The sequence below is a fragment of the Pseudomonadota bacterium genome (assembly GCA_010028905.1).
GTDB lineage: Bacteria > Vulcanimicrobiota > Xenobia > RGZZ01 > RGZZ01 > RGZZ01.
On record RGZZ01000900.1, the window covers coordinates 1 to 1,110 of the forward strand.

The 1,110-nt window shown below is 68.0% G+C and carries 2 protein-coding genes; both read right to left on the reverse strand.

Annotated features, from left to right (window positions below; all coding sequences use genetic code 11):
* Positions 1-590: Fic family protein (locus tag EB084_26220; GenBank protein ID NDD31759.1), on the reverse strand; the 590-nt coding region annotated here is incomplete at its 3' end.
* 199 nt (positions 591-789) lie between these two features.
* Positions 790-1,110, reverse strand: a 321-nt coding sequence (locus EB084_26225) for a DUF3754 domain-containing protein (protein ID NDD31760.1), incomplete at its 5' end; no start/stop codon positions are given.

The window sequence follows — 1,110 nt, forward strand, 5'->3', positions numbered from 1 at the left end:
GTCAAGGAGGGTCGCTCCATCGCCTGTGCGAGCGCCTTCTCGCTGAGCGCACGCCCGATGCGGCCGTTGCCGTCGGAGAACGGATGGATGCTCTCGAACCAGAGATGCGCGATGCCCGCACGTGCCAGTGTCCGCTCCTGCAGCGCGCCGCCTGCCGTCCGGTCAAACCAGTCGAGCAATCGATTCATCTCCGCCGGCACGCGGCTCGCGGGCGGAGCCTCGAAATGCACCGTCGGGAAGTCGATGCGGCCGCTCACCACCTGCATGGGTTCCGGATGGGTGCGCCACGCCCCCACGTCCGCCATTTCCGGCCGTCCGCGCATCACCATGCGATGCCATCGGAGCAGGGTGCCCGCATCGAGCGGATCGGCAAACGTGCGACATACGTCCACCATCAACTCGGCGATGCCGCGCTCCGCAGGCGTGGCCACGGGATCGGGGGTGCTCAGCCCCAGCGCGCGTCTCACCGACGACTGCACGCTTTCGCGCGCCAGGGTTTCACCCTCGATCGTGGAGGTGGTGACGGCTTCGTCCGCCATTCGCTCGATGTAGACCCGCTCCGCAGCTTCGGGCTCGGCGTGGCGAATCACGGCCGCGAGCGCGCCCGCGCCCTGCGCGAACTGCTCCTCCGCTGCAGCGAGTCGGTGGGCGTTGAATCGGAACGACGGCCATTCCGGGAGTTGCCAGTTCCAGACGGGCATGGCATCATTCTATCGCTCATGGTGAGCGATAGAGCGTCGTTCTATCGCTCAACAGCGCGCCAACGCACTGTTATTGGCCGTCACCCCCTCACACCGCCGCCACCCACCGCGCCCGCAGTGCCTCTGCCGCGGTCTCCGGCGCCACCGCCGTCCACGTCTCGCCGCTCTTCGTGGCCACGCCGAGCCGCTCGAGCTTTGCCAGTGCATCGTCCACCTCGAAGTCCACCTGTTCGCCAAGCTTCTCGCGGAGCCACGCCTCCACGCGGGCGTCGAGCGCGGGCTCAGTGCTCGGGCCATCGGTCAGGAGGAACGCGTACGCCAGTGTCGCCTCCTTCGCCTCTTCCTCGAACGCCTCGTCGAGGACGCGCAGGAACGCGCCGGCCTCGCTGTCGAGCGTCTGGAAATAGAG